Consider the following 15,884-nt stretch of genomic DNA (forward strand, 5'->3'; position numbering starts at 1 on the left):
TCCGGCCCCCTCAGCGACCCGCGAGCGCGGGAGCCTGGAAGTCGATGTCCTCCTCGTCTGGGTCGATGCCGGAGCGCGTCGGGTCCCACTTGATGATCAAGCAGGTGACCAGGCCCAGCAGCGGCACCGCGGACAGCAGCGCGATGGTCGGCCCGAGCCCCAGCGACTCCTTGATCTGCGGGAAGATGTAGAGGCCGATGACGCTGCCGAAGTTGCCCAGCATGCCGGTGATCCCGGTGCCCAGGGTGCGGATGTCGCTGCGGTAGGACAGCGCGGCGATCGACTTGCCGTTGGCGCCGGGGCCTGCGGAGTGGAAGAAGATGAACAGGAACGGCACCGCGAAGGCGAGCACCGCGGGCAGGCTGCCGAAGCCGAGACCCAACGTCAGCAGCAGCACGAACGCCATCGCGTAGCCCACCGCGGAGCTGAGCCGCAGGCCCATGCGGCGGCCGACGTAGGCCGAGACCGCGCCGCCGATGATGCCTGCCGCGTTGAACACCATCGATCCGACGGTGGCCTTCTCGAACTGCTCGCCGAAGATCGCCAGGCTGATCACCGGCAGGTACCAGCCGATCGCGAAGTACTGCATGGACTGGGTCAGCGAGATCATCGTGGACAGCACGGTCCGCGGCAGGTACGGCTTGCGGAAAAGCACCCCGGTGTGCCGGAAACCGATCGAGGGCTGCTCGGCCTGCTCATGGGCGCGCTCACCGGCTTCGACGTTGAAGCCGTAGATGCGGTGCAGGCATTTCGCCGCTTCGGCGAGCCTGCCCTGGGAGGCCAGCCACGCCGGGCTCTCCACCAGGAACAGCAGCTGCAGGACGAGCAGCGCACCGGCGAACACCGCGGCCGAGCCGACCGACCAGCGCCAGATGTCGGTGCCGACGCCGAGTTCGAAGAACACCAGCGTCAGCGCCAGGTTCCCGGTGGTGGCGACGTACCAGACGCACTGCCAGAGGTTCAGCCGTCCTTTGAGCTTGGTGGGCGTGTACTCGGCGAGCATCGCCATCGCCACTGCGAAGTCGATGCCGTAGGCGATTCCCACCAGCGCCCGCCCGGACCACACCGTCGCGAAGGTGTCCGCGTAGGCGGTCAGCAGGGCGCCCGCCACCGCGATGGCCTTGGCCAGCAGCAGCGGTTTGACCCGCCCGATGCGGGCCGCGAGCCAGCCGCCGATCGGGTTGAACAGGATCGCGATCGCCGGTGCGGTCGCGGTGAGGAGCCCGACCTGGGTGGCGCTCAGACCGAGCTCCTTCACCATCGGTGAAAGGCCCGCGCTCAACGCGGCGTTGGAGTAGGCGTCGAGGAACAGTCCACCCAGGATCAGGTACCACAGCAGGTTCGCCTTGCCGGGCAACTTCTCCAGGCCATTGATCAACGCCGCCACGTGCGGGACGCCGGAGATTCTCTGCGCCGGATTCGAAGGTGCGGCCACGGATCGCCACCTCTCGGAGGTGAAGGCCGCTGACAGCGATCCAACGCGATGAAGGCACGACGAAGTCCGCTGACAGTGGCTCTTCGTCTATGCCTGTCGTTGAGCCGAGACATTAACCTCGCCGAAACCCGCCCGTCAAGCGGCGAAGCGTTCGGCGAGGAATGCCGGTCACCTCGTCCTGAGCTCGACCACCCGTACTCCGCAGGCGGGCAGCGCCACCTCGGTGAGCTCCTCCCCGGTGTCGAGGTCGTGGACCGAACGTCCCGGCGCGGTGGGGACGGCCGAGACCTCGTGGTCGTGCTGGCTGACCAACCAGGCGAAGACCCGCCCGTCCTGGTGCACCAGTGCGTCGGCGAACACCCGCGGGTCGTCGACCGCGATCATCCGGTCGATCCCGGCGATGCGGGCCAGCGCCGAGTAGAGCCGATGGGTGTCCTCCGGGTTGACGCGCGAGTTCCGGGCCGCGAAGTGCTCGACCGGGTAGGTGCACAGCACGGCCTCGCCGCTGCCGGTCGGGTGCCGCAGCAGGGCCGGACGCCCGTGCGCGTCGGTGGCCACGACCTTGGCACCGCGCGGCCGCACCGGCAGGTAGGCGCGGCTGTGCTCGTTGCCGCCGACCCGGAAGCGCAGCACCTCGCCCGCGGTGATGTCGCCGAAGTCCTCGGCGAAGGTCATCTCCACCACCTCGTCGGCCACCTCGTCCACGACTCCGTAGGTGATCTGCTTCTCGACGCCGAAGGTCTCGTCGAAGTACGGGATCCACGGCTGCCGGTGGTGGCCCACCTCGCCCGCCGTGTAGGACAGGTACAGCAGCGCACCGTCGGCGACGCGATCGCGCAGCCGCTGCCAGGTGGGGCCCTGGATCTGCTTCACGCAGGGCAGCAGGTAGAGCGAGCAGTCCGGGTCGATCCCGTCGCGTTCGCGGGTGAACCCGACCGGCAGGTCGGCCTCCCGCGCTGCCACGTGCGCCTGCTGCAGCGAGGTGAAGATCAGCGGTCGGTCGTCGTCCTGGCTGAACGGGTAACCGCGCTCCAGGTATTCGGTGACCACCAGCGCGGCCTGCGCGTCGGGCCGCTCGCACCCGGCGAAGTCCACTCTGGACAGGATGCGGGCGAATTCGGCGAGCTCGTGCAGCGGTGGTTTCGGGTTCCCGGCGCGGTCGGTGATGCCGAAGTGCATCTCGAACGGGTGGTGCGAGTACGGTCCCTGCTCGACGAGGTCGTCGTAGTCGGTGTTGTTCCAGGCGATCCACCCGGTGGCCCCGGCCAGCAGCGAGTTGTGCAGGGTCTGCCGGTAGTAGTGCCCGGCGCCGGCCGCCGAGACCTGGTCGCTGGAGAGCCCGAACTCCTCCAGCACGACCGGTTTCCCGGCCACCGCGGACAGTTCGCAGATGAACGCCGCGTTGAGGTGCTGGCGCACCGGGTCGCTGTCGATCCGGTACACGTGCGGGCCGACGAAGTCCACCATCGCGCCGGTGTCGCGCACCGAGAAGCCGTTGTCGGTGCCGGTCACCTCGATCCCCCAAGCGCCGTCGCCCAGCGACACCGGCTGGTGTCCGCCACCGGCGCGCACCGCCTGCACCATGAGCTGAGCCCAGGCGTTGACCTGCTCGGTCGGCGCTTTCGGTTCGTGCCGCAGCCGGCCGTAGATCGGCATCTCGTTGCTGATCAGCCAACCGGCCACCGCCGGGTGCGCGGCGAAGCGCTCGGTCATCCGCTGCGCGAACCACGCCTGCCGGGACACCAGCCACACGTCGGCGTAGAGGTCCCGCCCGCCGCGCCAGGCCGGATCCCAGTTGTCACCGGACATGTGGCCGACGATGAAGGTCGGGATGGAGGTCATCCCCACCTCCCGGTGCGCGTCGAGGAAGTCGGCGAAGTGCCCGGCCTTCTCCTCGTCGATGCTGTCCGGGGTGGGCATGAAGTCCGGCCAGTAGAAGAACGAGCGGGTCTGCCGCAGGCCGTGGTCGAACAGCACCCGCAGCTCCTCCCGCACCACCTCCGGCGAGTAGTCGCGCCACATCAGCGGACCGCCGGTGCGGGACCAGAAGTTCGCCCCGAGCCACACCTGAGGTACTCCGCCGGCAACCAACTTGGCCGAGTTCCGTCGCATCGAATCCCCTTTCTAGGACGGTCATTTGACCGCGCCCGCGGTGAGCCCCTGCGCGAGGTAGCGCTGCAGGAACAGGAAGCCGACGACCACCGGGATGCTGACCACCAGCGAGGCCGCCATCACCTCGTTCCAGTACACCGAGGACTGCGTGGAGTACTCCCGCAGCCCGACGGCGAGGGTGCGCGATCCCGAGTCGGTCATGATCGAGGCGAACAGCGTTTCGCCCCACGCGGTCATGAACGAGTAGATGCCCACCGCGGCGATGCCCGGCCGGGCGGCGGGCAGCACGACCCGCACCAGCGCGCCCACCGGGCCCGCGCCGTCGATCAGCGCCGCTTCGTCGAGGTCGCGCGGGATGGAGTCCAAGTAGCCGACCAGCATCCAGGTGGAGAACGGCAGCGAGAACGTCAGGTAGGTGATGATCAGCCCCACTTGACTGCCGTGCAGCGCGATCCCGGTCACCTGCCCGATCGTGGCGTAGATCAGGTACAGCGGCAGCAGGAACAGGATGCCGGGGAACATCTGGGTGGACAGCACGACGATGCGGAAGGTGTCGCGCCCGCGGAACCGGTACCGGCTGATCGCGTAGGCGGCGAGCACCGCGATCGCCACCGACAGCACCGCCGCGCCCGCGGCGACCACGACGCTGTTGCGGAAGTAGGTGGCCAGCGGAACGGTGGACCACATGTCCACGAACGGCTGGAAGGTGATCTCGCCGGGCAGCCATTCGAACCGGTCCTGCACCCGCGACAGCGGTTTGACCGCCGAGGTGACCATGACGTAGAGCGGGACCAGCACGAACAGCGCGAGGCCGGTCAGCCCCACCACCCGCAGGACGCGGAACCACCTCGGCTCAGACATCCTTCATCCTCCGCGACGTGAACGCCAGGTACCCGGCGGTGACCACCAGCAGGAACAGCAGCAGCAGCGCGGACATCGCCGAGCCCAGGCCGAAGTTCCAGGTGAGGAACGAGCTGCTGTAGATGTGGATGGACAGCAGGTTCGCCGCGCCCGGCACCGACTTGTCGAACAGCAGGTAGGCCACGTTGAAGTCGTTGAACGTCCACAGGAACAGCACCAGCACCAGCACCTGGTTGACCGGGCGCAGCATCGGCACCGTGATCGAGCGGAACTGCTGCCACGGACCAGCACCGTCCACTGTGGCCGATTCCTGCACGTCGGACGGGATGGACTGCATGCCCGCCATCAGCGCCAGGAACGCGAACGGCCACAGCCGCCACACCGCGGTGATCACCAGGCTGAAGAACGCGTTGTCGCCCAGCAGCCAGAACGTGCCGCCGCCGAGCCCGAGGTCGGCGAGCACGGTGTTCACCATGCCGTCGCTGCGGTCCAGCATGAACTTCCAGATCAGCACCGCGGTGTAGACCGGCAGCGCGTAGGGCACCAGGAACAGCGCGCGCAGCACCGCGCGGCCGGGGAAGGACCGCTGGAGCAGGGTCGCGGCGAACATGCCCAGCGCCCAGGAGATCGCGACCGTCAGCACCGCGAAGGCGCAGGTGATCAGGAAGGAGTGCAGCAGCTCGGCCCCGACCGCCCCGTTGAAGTCGATCGCGAACCGGTAGTTGTCCAGCCCCGCGAACGGCGCTCGGACCCAGTTGCGCACGTGGAACTGCGTCAGCTCCAGCAGGCTCATCCACAGCCCGCCCAGCATCGGCACCAGGTGCACCAGCAGCTCGAAGACCAGCGCGGGCGCCAGCAGCAGGTACGGCAGCGCCCGCCTGCTGGGTGTCCACTTGCGACGTTCGGTGCGCGTCGGGGTCGTCATCCGCCGCTCCCCCGCATCTTCTGCTCGGCGTCGGACAGCGCTTCGCGCACCTCCGCCTCGCCGACCCGCCGACCGGTGGCGATCTCGGCGAGCAGGTCGCGCATCGCGGCGCCGACGGTGGTCTCGAAGTGGGCTTCGTTGGGGATCATCGGCACGGTTTCCGAACCGGTGGCCAGCACTTCGCGGAAGACCTGGTTCTTCGGCGTGCGGAACGCGGGATGGTCGTAGGCGTCCTCGACGACCGGCAGCGTGCCGTACTGGTCGTTGAGGATCGCCTGCTCTTCGGCGCTGGTCAGGAACTCCACCAGCGCCAGGGCCTGCTCGCGGCGCGGGCTGTCGGCGAAGACCGCGACGTTCGAGCCGGCGACGTGGCTGCGCACCGCGCGCCCGCCCGGCGGCAGCGGATCCGGCACCGGCAGCGGCACGACGCCGTAGGCCTCGTCGGGCATGCCGTTCTCCTCCAGCGTCGGGATGACGCTGTTCTGCGCGATGAGCATCGCGGCCTTGCCGTTGGTGAAGTTCGACGCCGCGCCGGAGGCGTTGCCCTCCTCGGCATCGTCCGGGTTCACCACGCCTTCGGTGCCCATCAGGTCGACGTACTGCTGGACCGCGGCCACTGCTTCCGGCGAGGTGAAGGTGGCGCCGCCGCGCTCGTCGATCAGGTGGGTGCCCTGCTGGCGGCCGAACATGAACGCGAAGTGCGCGTTCTCGGTGTAGCTCGCGCCGGCGATGGTCAGGCCCCAGCGGTCGCGCGCCGGATCGGTCAGCCGCTTGGCGGCGTCGAGGAACTCCCGCCAGTCGCGCGGCGGGTCGATGCCGGCTTCGGCGAACCGCGCCTTGTCGTAGAACAGGCCGTAGGACAACCCGTACAGCGGCAGCGACGACGGCGCCTGGCCGGGCATGCCGGTGGAGCTCATGCTGCTGTCCAGGAAGCGGTCCCGGCCGCCGAAGCGGTCCATCAGCCGGTCGTCGAAGGGCACGAACGCGCCGGTCGCCTGCAGCGAGGCGGCCCAGGTGTTGCCGAGGTTCACCACGTCCGGGGCGACCCCGGAGGTCGCCGCGCCGAGGATCCGGTTGAGCAGGTCGGACCAGCCGATGACCTCGACGTCGACCTCGATCCCGGTGCGCTCGGTGAACTTGGCCAGTTCCGCGCCGAGGATCCGCAGGTCCTGCTCGGAGCTCTTGCCCTGGTTGCTGGCCCAGTAGGTGATGCGGTGGGAGTTCTCGGCCGGTGGTGCGCAGCCGGTGAGCATGGCGGTGATCAGCGTCGCGATCAACGACACCGCCGCGAGCGAGCGTTTGTCCACGAAACGACTCCTCGTGCTTGTGGGCCCGTCGTTGGACCCGCCGATCAAGCTAGGGACTTAACCGGTTAATCAGAAGAGTCGAAAACCGCCGTTATCGGGTCGTTAGCTTCCGGGTCGGGCCGTGCTGGCGCGCGGCACGAGCCGCCGGGACGACAGCTCGCGCGCCTCGACCGCGCCGGTTTCGACCAGCTCCAGCAGCATCCGCGCGGCAGTCGCCGCATCCTCGGCCACCCCGTGGGCGAACGCGGTGACCGCCGGGCGCACGATGCGGCACAGCATCGAGTCGTCCCACGCCAGCACCGAAAGCTGCGCAGGCACTTCGACGCCGAGATCGTCCGCGCCCGCCACCGCTGCCACCGCCATCACATCGTTGTCGTAGACGATCGCGGTCGGCCGGTCGCAGGCGGCGAGCAGCCGCCGGGTCGCCCGCATCCCGCCCTCTTCGGTGTAATCGCCAGGCGCCCGGCTGAGCACGACTCCGTCGTGTTCCCGGGCCGCAGCGCGCAGCGCTTCCTCCCGGCGCACGGTGTGCTGCAGGCTGCGCGGCCCCTGCACGTGCCCGATCCGCCGGTGCCCGAGCCCGGCCAGGTGCGCGAGAGCCGTGCGCGCGGCGTCGTTCTCGTTGACCAGCAGTACCGAGCTGTCGGGCGTCGCCTCCGCGGTGCCGAAGAAGACCGTGGGAGTGCCGAGCTCGCGCAGCAGCCGCGGGCGCGGGTCCGACGCCCGCAGGTCGGTCACCACCACGCCGTCCACCCGCCGCTCGGCCCACCACCGCTGGTAGGTCGCCAGTTCCGTCGCCGTGTCGGCGACCAGCGCGAGCTGGAGCGACACCCCGTGCTCGGAGAGCGCCTGCTCCAGCCCGGCGACCATCCGCATGAAGAACGGCTCGGTGTGCAGCGCCTCGGGCGAGCGGGCCAGCACCATGCCGACGCTGGCCGCGCGGTCGCTGGACAGCGCACGGGCCGCGCTGCTGGCCCGCCACCCGAGTTCGGCGGCGACTTCGAGGATGCGCTCGCGGGTCTGCGGGGACACCCCGCCGCGACCGTTGAGCGCGTAGGAGACCGCGGCCTTGGACACACCGACCTCGCGGGCGATGTCGATGATCGTCGGCCGCTTCACGCCGGTCTCCTCCTCACGCCCCTCAGCGCCGCAACGCCTTGCGGGACAACCAGTTCCCGAGGTACTGGGCCGCTTGGACCAGGACGATGATGATAACCACCGCGATCACCGTGACGCTCCAGTCGTAGCGCTGGTAGCCGTAGCTGATGGCGAAGTCGCCGAGTCCTCCGCCGCCGACCGCGCCGGCCACCGCGGTCATGTCCACCACGGCGACGAAGACGAAGGTGTAGCCGAGGATCAGCGGCCCCAGCGCTTCGGGCACCAGCAGCGTGACGATGATGCGCAGCGGGCTCGCGCTCATCGCCCTCGCCGCTTCGACGACTCCCGGGTCGATGGTGACCAGGTTCTGCTCCACGATCCGGGAGATGCCGAAGGTGGCCGCGACGATCAGCGCGAAGGTCGCCGCGGTGGTGCCCAGCGTGGTGCCGACGACCTTGATGGTCAGCGGTCCGATCGCCGTGATGAAGATGATGAACGGGATCGGCCGGATGATGTTCACCAGCACGTTGAGCACCGCGAACACCAAGCGGTTGGCCAGGATCCCGCCCGCCCTGGTGGTGTAGAGGGCGATGCCGAGCAGCAGACCGAGGACGCCGCCGACGAGCATGGTCGCCACCACCATCGACACGGTCTGGCCGATCGAGGTGAGCAGCACCGGCCCGATGCCCTGCCAGTCGATGTTCACGCGGTCAGCTCCTCGATCTCGGTGGTGCGCCGCAGCTCCGAGATCAGCGCGTCCACATCGGACTCCTCGCCGAGCAGCTCCAGGGTCAGCCGCCCCAGCTGCACTCCGCCGAGCTCCTTGAGCCCGCCGTCGACGATCTCGAAGCGCACCTGGTGGCGGCCCACCGCCTCGGAGAGCACCGAGCCGATGCGGCGGTCGTCGCGCAGGTGCGCGGTGATCAGCCGGCCGCTGTGCCGGGCGCGGAGCCGGTCCAGGTGGTCGCCGCCGGGGCGGTCCGGCAGCACGGTTTCCACGAACTTGCGGGTGGTTTCGGTCTTGGGCGCGGAGAACACGTCGAGCACCGCGCCCTGCTCGACGATGCGGCCGGAATCCAGCACCGCGACCCGGTCGGCGATCGCCCGGACCACCTCCATCTCGTGGGTGATCACCACGATCGTCACGCCGAGCTCGGTGTTGACGCGCTTGAGCAGCCGCAGCACCTCGCCGGTGGTCTCCGGGTCGAGCGCGCTGGTGGACTCGTCGGCGAGCAGGATCTTCGGGTTGGTGGCCAGCGCGCGGGCGATGCCGACGCGCTGCTTCTGCCCGCCGGAGAGCTGATCGGGGTAGGTCCACGCCTTGTCGGCGATGCCGACGAAGTGCAGCAGCTCGGCGACGCGCCGTTCGCGGCGCTTCCGGTCCCAGCCCGCGACTTTCAGCGGGTAGGCGACGTTGCCGAACACCGTCCGCGAGCGCAGCAGGTTGAACTGCTGGAACACCATGCCGATGTCCCGGCGGAGTTCGCGCAGCCGCCGTTCGGGGAGTCCGGTGATGTCCGCGCCGTCGACCAGCAGCCGTCCGGTGCTGACCGGTTCCAGCGCGTTGATCAGCCGGACCAGGGTGCTCTTGCCCGCTCCGGAGTAGCCGATGACGGCGAACACGTCGCCCGGATCGATGGACAGGTCGATGTCGGCGAGCGCGGTCACCGACCGGTCGCCGGTGCCGAAGGTCTTGCCGACCTGCTGGAATTCGACGATCGGGCTCACTTCGCGCCCCGCACGGTCTCGGTCAGCTGAGCCAGGATGCCGGCGAGCTCGGCCTGCGGTCTGTCGACCGGCACCGAGGTGCCCTTGGAGTCGGCGACGGCCTGGTCGACGACGCGCTTGTCCCGGTAGATCTCGACGATCCGCTTGTACACCGGGTTGTCCTTGTCCTCGGCCCGTGCGACGAAGACGTTGATGTAGGGCGCGGCGTCGGGGCTGTTCGGGTCGTCGCCGAACAGCGCCTTGCTCGGGTCGAGGTCGGCGTCGAGGGCGAAGTTGTTGTTCACGACCGCCCCGTCCACCGACGGCAGCGAGGCGACGGTCTGCGCGGCGTCGACCGGGACGACGCTCACCTTCGACGCCGCGGTGTCGACGTCGGCCGGGGTGGACAGCACGGTGCCGCCGTCCTTGAGCTTGATCAGACCGGCCTGCTGGAGGACCAGCAGTGCGCGCGCCTGGTTGGTCTTGTCGTTCGGCACCGCCACGGTGCCGCCCTGCGGGATGTCCGCGACGGCGGCGTGCTTCTGCGAGTACAGGCTCAGCGGCACGACGTAGGTGGACCCGATCGGCGTCAACGTGTCGTCGTTGGACGCGTTGTAGTTCGCGAGGAACAGCACGTGCTGGAAGAGGTTGAGGTCGATCTGCCGCTGCGACAGGGCCGGGTTGGCCTGGTGGTAGTCGCTGAAGTTGACCGTCTCGAGGTCGATGCCCTCCTGGGCGGCGATGTCCTTGAAGGTCTTCCAGTACTCCTTGCTGGCGTCGGTGACGCCGATCCGCACCTTGGTCCGCCCCGCCGCGGTGTCGTCGGATCCCGCGTTGACCGCGTAGAGGACGGAGGCCACCACGGCGACCAGGACGACGGCGACGGCCGCCACCAGCGCACCCCCGCGCCGGCGCGGTTTCTCCGGCAACCCCAGGGTGTTCTCGTTGTCGGGCATGACTGACCTTTCCGGGTGTCGATCACTTCGCCGACACCTTGCAGGACCGGGACAGCCAGCCTGAAATCGTTTCAGAATCTGAGGCGGAAAGCCGGAATTTGCCACTCCTCCGTCGATCGTGATAACGCGATCATCAGCCGTCCGGCGGATTGTCCAGACCATTCGGTTCCGTGTTGGGTGGTTCCGCGAGCGCGACCGTTTTGCCCAGTGCGGACGTGGCCCGCGCGACGCCCCGACGTCAGAGGAGGCGACTTGATCCGCTCCGTTCTCGGCCTGGCCGGCGCCGCGCTGCTCGCGGCCAGCGCGACCGCACCGGCGACCGCCGCACCGGAGGCCCCGGCACCCCAGATCACCCCGCAACCGCAGCAGGTCGTGCAGCTCGGCGACGACGTGCCGGTGCCGGAGCGGGTGTCGGTCGTGGCCGACCGCGAGGTCGACCAGCCGACCCGCGACCTGCTCGTCGCGGTGCTGCGCGGTGCGGGCGCCCAGCAGGTGGACGTCGTCGACGCCAGTCAGCAGCCGGACGCACCGCTGGTGGTGCGGGTCGGCGGGATCGGCACCGACGACATCGCCCGCGGGCTGCGGGACGCCGGTGTCGAGGTGCCGCCCGAGCTGCCCGCCGAGGGCTACGCGCTGGCGGCCAAGGACGGCGCGGTGGTGCTCGGCGGAGTCGATTCCGACGGCGTCTACTACTCCGCGCAGACGCTGCGCCAGCTGGTGCGCGAGCACGGGATCGCCGGGGCGGGCGTCGTCGACCACCCGCTGATGCCGCTGCGCGGCGCGATCGAGGGCTTCTACGGCAGTCCCTGGACCCACCAGGAACGCTTGGACCAGCTCGCCTTCTACGGCGACGTCAAGCTCAACACCTACATCTACGCGCCCAAGGACGACCCGTACCACCGGGAGAAGTGGCGCGAGCCGTACCCGGCGGACAAGCTCGCCGAGCTCGGCGAGCTGATCGACCAGGGCGATGCGCACCACGTCCGGTTCACCTTCGCGCTCTCCCCCGGGCTGTCCATCTGCTACACCAGCGAGCAGGACTGGCAGGCGCTGACCGGGAAGCTGCAGGCGATGTACGACCTGGGGGTGCGCGCGTTCTCGCTGCCGCTGGACGACATCGACTACACGAAGTGGAACTGCGCCGAGGACGAGGCGAAGTACGGTGCGCCGTCACCGGGTTCGGCGGGGCAGGCGCAGGTGGACCTGCTCAACCGGGTGCAGCGCGAGTTCATCGCGACCCACGAGGGCGCCCAGCCGTTGCAGGCGGTGCCCACCGAGTACTCCGACACCGAGGACAGCCCGTACAAGAAGACCATCCGGGAGCAGCTCGACCCGGCGGTGGAGATGATGTGGACCGGGGTCGGCGTGGTCCCGCCCGAGATCACCGTGCCGCAGGCCGAGGAGGCCGCCGCGGTGTGGGGCCGCAAGGTGTTCGTGTGGGACAACTACCCGGTCAACGACTTCGACGCGACCGCGGGGCGACTGCTGCTCGCGCCCTACGCGAAGCGGGAACCCGGGCTGCACGACCACCTCTCCGGCATCGTGCTCAACCCGATGAACCAGGCCTCGGCGAGCAAGGTCGCCGAGTTCGGCGCCGCCGACTTCACCTGGAACGACACCGGTTACGACGCGACCCGCGCCTGGCGGGAAGCCGCCCGCTACCTGGCCGGTGGCGATCCCGGCACCACCGAGGCCCTGCTGGCGTTCTTCGACCTGGAGCACCTCGCCCCGACCCTGGACGACGAGATCTGGCAACCGCAGGCTCCGGAACTGGACCGGCGGCTCCAGGAGTTCCGCTCCACGTGGGCCGACGACAAGGCCGCGGCGGTCGCGGCGCTGCGCCCCTACGCGGAACTGATCGCCGCAGCACCGAAGCGGATCCGCGACGGAGTGGCCGATCCGGCGTTCGTGACCGACGCCGAGCCGTGGCTCGAGGCCACCGAGCTGTGGGGCAGCGCGCTGCTGACCAGCCTCGACGGATTGCAGTCCAGAGCGGATGGTGACGACGCGGCCGCGGACCAGGCGTTCGCCGAAGCCGCCGACCTGGCACGCCGGGCAGGCGAAATCCGCACCATCCCCGGCGAAACGCGCCCGGAGGGACCGGTGCGGGTCGGCGACGGCGTCCTGGACACCTTCATCGCCGAAGCACCGGACCTGCGCTGAGGATCATCCCGGGTCGGCCAGCAGCTCGCTGACCAGCTGGCCGACCTGCTCCACCTCGATCAGGAAACCGTCGTGGCCGTGCGGCGAAACGATCGTGCGCACCGGAGCGGATGCGGGAGTCGCCTCGGCCAACCAGCGCTGCTGCTCCAGCGGGAAGAGCCGGTCGCTGTCCACTCCGGCGACGAGGGTGCGCGCCGTGATCCGGCGCAGCGCGGCTTCCACCCCGCCCCGGCCGCGCCCGACGTCGTGGCCGGACATGGCTTGCGCGAGCAGCACGTAGCTCGCCGCGTCGAACCGGCGCGCGAGCTTGTCGGCGTGGTGGTCCAAATAGGACTCGACGGCGTAACGCCCGCCGAGCCAAGGATGTTCGCCGTCCTGGGGCTGGGTGCCGAACCGCTGCTCCAGCTCCTGCGGGCTCCGGTAGGTGATGTGCGCGATCCGCCGCGCCACGCCGAGCCCCGCGTGCGGACCGCGACCGTCCGGGAGGTCGTGGTAGTGGCCGCCCAGCCAGTCGGGATCGCTGCGGATCGCCTGGACCTGCACCCCCGACCAGGAGATCTGCTCGGCCGAGGCCACCGCGCAGCTGCTCAGCACCAGAGCCGCCGCCACCCGTTCCGGATGGCCGGCAGCCCACTCCAGCGCGCGCATCCCGCCGAACGAACCGCCGAGCACCGCGGCCCACCGCCGGATGCCGAGCGCGTCGGCGAGCTGGACCTCCGCCTCCACCGAGTCCCGCACCGTGATCGCCGGGAACCGCCCGCCCCACGGCCGCCCGTCGGGTGCGGTCGACGCCGGACCGGTGCTGCCCTGGCAGCCGCCGATGACGTTCGGCGCGACGACGAACCAGCGTTCGGTGTCCAGCGCGCGCCCCGGGCCGATGAGCCCGTCCCACCAACCGGGGCTGGGGTGGCCTTCCCCGGCCGGGCCCGACACGTGGCTGTCGCCGGTCAACGCGTGCAGCACCAGCACCGCGTTCGAGGCGTCCTCGTTGAGCTCCCCCCAGGTCTCGTAGGCGAGGGAGACCTGCGGGAGCACGCCGCCCGCCTCCAGCACCAGCGGCCCGGGCAACTGGAACCAGCGGCGGCGACCGACAGGGCTCCCCTCCCGCCACGCGCCGGTGGCGGGAGGGGAGCCGTGCGTCCGAGTCATCGCTCCAGTGCGGCCTTTGCCGCGCGGAAACCGGCTTCGAGGTCGGCCTTGAGGTCCTCGACCGCCTCGATGCCCACCGACAGCCGCACCAGCCCCGGGGTCACGCCCGCCAGCCTCTGGGCGTGCTCGGTGAGCTGGCCGTGCGTGGTGCTCGCCGGGTGGGCGATGAGGCTGCGCACGTCACCGATGTTGACCAGGTGGCTGAACAGCTCCACGCCGTCGACGAACGCCCGCCCGGCGTCCACTCCCCCGCGCAGCTCGAACGCGACGATCGCGCCCGCGCCGCCCGGCAGGTACTTCTGCCCGCGCTCGTACCACGGGCTGCTGGAAAGCCCCGCGTAGTGCACGGATTCGACCTCGTCGCGGGTGCTCAACCACTCGGCGAGGTCCTGCGCGTTGCGGACGTGCCGCTCGATGCGCAGCGACAGCGTTTCCAGGCCCTGCAGGATCAGGAACGCGTTGAACGGCGAGATCGCCGGGCCGAGGTCACGCAGGCCCTGCACCCGCAGCTTCGCAGCGAACGCGCCGTGGCCGAGGGCCGGCCAGTACTGCAGGCCGTTGTAGCTGGGGTCCGGCTCGTGGAAACCGGGGAAGCGGTCGGCGTTCGCGCCGAAGTCGAAGGTGCCGCCGTCGACGACGATGCCGCCCACCGCGGTGCCGTGGCCGCCCAGGTACTTCGTCGCCGAGTGCACCACGATGTCGGCGCCGTGCTCGATCGGCTTGAGCAGGAACGGCGTCGTCACGGTGTTGTCGACGATCAGCGGCACACCGACCTCGTGGGCGACGTCGGCGACCGCCCGCACGTCGAGCACGTTGGAACGCGGGTTGCCCAGCCCCTCGGCGAAGAACGCCTTGGTGTTCGGCCGCGCCGCGGCCCGCCACGCCTCGATGTCGTCGGGGTCCTCGACGAAGCTGACCTCGATGCCGAACTTCGGCAGCGTGTGCTGGAACAGGTTGTGGGTGCCGCCGTACAGCGACGAACTGGACACCACGTGGTCACCGGCCCCGGCGAGGGTGAGGATGGCCAGCGTCTCGGCGGCCTGCCCCGACGCCAGCGCCACCGCCGCCACGCCGCCTTCCAGCGCGGCCACCCGGTTCTCCAGCACCTCCTGCGTGGGGTTGTTGATCCGGGTGTAGATGTTGCCGGGTTCGCTGAGGTTGAACAGGTTCGCCGCGTGCTCGGTGTCGCGGAAGACGTAGGAAGTCGTCTGGTAGATCGGCACGGCCCGCGCCCCGGTGGTGGGGTCGGGCTCGGCTCCGGCGTGCACCTGCAGGGTGTCGAAGGACCAATCGGAACTCACGGGGCAATCTCCTGTGCTGAAAGCGTGAACCTGCCGCGGCGAAGACGCGCAGGCGTGAACGGCGACGGGCGGAACCGCCGGGAAGAGCAGAGCGGTGCGGCGCTCAGCGAGCGCTGATCAACAAGCCGAAGCGGTCACGCGGACGAGATCGACGTGACGACGAACTACCAAGCGGATCACGCCCCGAAGCGTAGCGATCGGGACACTCTGCGCAAACCAGGTCCACCACGTGGGATCAGCCGCGTTCGCTCAGCCCCCGCCAGTGCAGCTTCTCCCGCTCGCGCTTGGGCAATCCGGCGACGACGAGGTCGTAGGAGTCCTCGATCATGTCCCGGACCAGCCCGTCCGGGACCGAACCGTCGAGCAGCACGGTGTTCCAGTGCCGCTTGTACAGGTGGTAGCCGCCGGTGATCGCCGGATAGCTCAACCGCAGCTGCACGGCCAGTTCCGGCTCGCACTTGAGCGACACCCGCAACGGCTCGACGTCCAGCCTGCTGATCGCGAAGATCTTGCCGCCGACCTTGAAAACGCTGTTGTACTCGTCGAACGGGAACTCCTCGCGCGCACCGGTCATCCCCAGACAAGCGGCCTTGAGCTCCTGCGGCGTCATGCGGAGAACCTATCGGACAGCGGAATAACGCGCGTATACCCGGCGCATGCCGAGGTGTAACCTTGATCTCGCTGGCCGCGCGCCGAGGCACCTCCCCCCAGTGGCCAACGCGCGCGGCCGGCTTTTCCTTGTTCCTGGTGGTCCTTTTGCGTGGCGGTGCCGGTAGCGGAACCTCAGCGCCCGCCTGGTCTCCGGGTGCCCGACTTTATGTATGCCAATACACGGCAGTCGGGCCGTCCTCGCCAGGCGAACGCTGAGAA

General features: G+C 69.8%; 13 protein-coding genes. 1 reads left to right on the forward strand and 12 read right to left on the reverse strand.

From position 1 onward, the window contains the following. Positions 1 to 10 precede the first annotated feature (10 nt). From OU415_RS17810 to OU415_RS17850, 9 genes are all read right to left on the reverse strand, one after another. A complete protein-coding gene (locus OU415_RS17810; RefSeq protein ID WP_270949980.1) occupies positions 11 to 1,435 on the reverse strand; it encodes an MFS transporter in 1,425 nt (474 codons plus the stop codon). 168 nt (positions 1,436 to 1,603) lie between these two features. Then, positions 1,604 to 3,547 carry a cellulase family glycosylhydrolase gene (locus OU415_RS17815; RefSeq protein ID WP_270949981.1) on the reverse strand — a complete coding sequence of 648 codons (1,944 nt, stop codon included), beginning with the start codon at positions 3,545 to 3,547 and terminating at the stop codon, positions 1,604 to 1,606. A gap of 21 nt (positions 3,548 to 3,568) precedes the next feature. Next, entirely contained in the window at positions 3,569 to 4,408 is an 840-nt protein-coding gene (locus OU415_RS17820; RefSeq protein WP_270949982.1) for a carbohydrate ABC transporter permease, read from the reverse strand. Continuing rightward, a complete protein-coding gene (locus OU415_RS17825; RefSeq protein ID WP_270949983.1) occupies positions 4,401 to 5,333 on the reverse strand; it encodes a carbohydrate ABC transporter permease in 933 nt (310 codons plus the stop codon). Before OU415_RS17825 ends, OU415_RS17820 begins: the two co-directional genes overlap by 8 nt. Continuing rightward, complete coding sequence (locus tag OU415_RS17830) at positions 5,330 to 6,640, reverse strand: ABC transporter substrate-binding protein (RefSeq protein ID WP_270949984.1); 1,311 nt, start codon at positions 6,638 to 6,640, stop codon at positions 5,330 to 5,332. The genes OU415_RS17825 and OU415_RS17830 overlap by 4 nt, the downstream gene beginning before the upstream one ends. Positions 6,641 to 6,742: 102 nt before the next feature. After that, positions 6,743 to 7,759, reverse strand: a complete 1,017-nt coding sequence (locus tag OU415_RS17835; protein ID WP_270949985.1) for a LacI family DNA-binding transcriptional regulator — start codon at positions 7,757 to 7,759, stop codon at positions 6,743 to 6,745. Positions 7,760 to 7,781: 22 nt separating this feature from the next. After that, positions 7,782 to 8,444, reverse strand: coding sequence for an ABC transporter permease subunit (locus OU415_RS17840; RefSeq protein ID WP_270949986.1), 663 nt, complete (start codon positions 8,442 to 8,444; stop codon positions 7,782 to 7,784). After that, positions 8,441 to 9,466 carry a methionine ABC transporter ATP-binding protein gene (locus OU415_RS17845; RefSeq protein ID WP_270949987.1) on the reverse strand — a complete coding sequence of 342 codons (1,026 nt, stop codon included), beginning with the start codon at positions 9,464 to 9,466 and terminating at the stop codon, positions 8,441 to 8,443. Before OU415_RS17845 ends, OU415_RS17840 begins: the two co-directional genes overlap by 4 nt. Continuing rightward, entirely contained in the window at positions 9,463 to 10,401 is a 939-nt protein-coding gene (locus OU415_RS17850; RefSeq protein ID WP_270949988.1) for a MetQ/NlpA family ABC transporter substrate-binding protein, read from the reverse strand. The genes OU415_RS17845 and OU415_RS17850 overlap by 4 nt, the downstream gene beginning before the upstream one ends. Before the next feature lie 252 nt (positions 10,402 to 10,653). Between OU415_RS17850 and OU415_RS17855 the strand changes: the two genes are divergently transcribed. Beyond that, on the forward strand, positions 10,654 to 12,564 hold the full coding sequence (locus OU415_RS17855; RefSeq protein ID WP_270949989.1) for a beta-N-acetylhexosaminidase family protein: 1,911 nt from the start codon (positions 10,654 to 10,656) through the stop codon (positions 12,562 to 12,564). Between the two features lie 3 nt (positions 12,565 to 12,567). Here OU415_RS17855 and metX read toward each other — a convergent pair whose 3' ends face one another. The 3 genes from metX to OU415_RS17870 all read right to left on the reverse strand — a co-directional run bounded on the left by metX (position 12,568) and on the right by OU415_RS17870 (position 15,624). Beyond that, positions 12,568 to 13,713 (reverse strand): homoserine O-acetyltransferase MetX, encoded by a 1,146-nt coding sequence (metX, locus tag OU415_RS17860; RefSeq protein ID WP_270949990.1) that lies wholly within the window; start codon positions 13,711 to 13,713, stop codon positions 12,568 to 12,570. Continuing rightward, positions 13,710 to 15,014 carry a bifunctional o-acetylhomoserine/o-acetylserine sulfhydrylase gene (locus tag OU415_RS17865; RefSeq protein ID WP_270949991.1) on the reverse strand — a complete coding sequence of 435 codons (1,305 nt, stop codon included), beginning with the start codon at positions 15,012 to 15,014 and terminating at the stop codon, positions 13,710 to 13,712. The genes metX and OU415_RS17865 overlap by 4 nt, the downstream gene beginning before the upstream one ends. Before the next feature lie 235 nt (positions 15,015 to 15,249). After that, positions 15,250 to 15,624: an MmcQ/YjbR family DNA-binding protein gene (locus OU415_RS17870; RefSeq protein WP_270949992.1), complete on the reverse strand. Its 375-nt coding sequence runs from the start codon at positions 15,622 to 15,624 to the stop codon at positions 15,250 to 15,252. Positions 15,625 to 15,884: the final 260 nt, after the last annotated feature.

It is taken from the genome of Saccharopolyspora oryzae (assembly GCF_027853915.1).
Classification (GTDB): Bacteria; Actinomycetota; Actinomycetes; order Mycobacteriales; family Pseudonocardiaceae; genus Saccharopolyspora; species Saccharopolyspora oryzae.